The organism is Candidatus Pseudomonas auctus, from assembly GCF_048654275.1.
Taxonomy (GTDB): domain Bacteria; phylum Pseudomonadota; class Gammaproteobacteria; order Pseudomonadales; family Pseudomonadaceae; genus Aquipseudomonas; species Aquipseudomonas pharyngis.
This window is the reverse complement of sequence record NZ_JBJYZK010000038.1, coordinates 1-252: the sequence shown is the minus strand read 5'-3', so window position 1 is coordinate 252 and position 252 is coordinate 1. Positions and strand designations below refer to the sequence as shown.

Annotated in this window: 1 tRNA gene; it reads left to right on the top strand. The window is 58.7% G+C overall.

Features of this window, described 5'->3' with window-relative positions:
* Positions 1–177 precede the first annotated feature (177 nt).
* Positions 178–250 (top strand) — tRNA-Glu (locus ACKUG4_RS28245).
* Positions 251–252 lie beyond the last annotated feature (2 nt).

Here is a 252-nt window from a genome sequence, read left to right as displayed (position 1 = left end):
GGAATAGCTCAGTTGGTAGAGCACGACCTTGCCAAGGTCGGGGTCGCGAGTTCGAGTCTCGTTTCCCGCTCCAATTTTAAACAGCAACGCTTCAGGGCGGTGCTGAGTGAAACCAGAGCCAACTCTTCGGAGGCGGATCTGGACACCGAAACACACACCATGTGTTCCGGGTAGCGTGTCCCCTTCGTCTAGTGGCCTAGGACACCGCCCTTTCACGGCGGTAACAGGGGTTCGAGTCCCCTAGGGGACGCC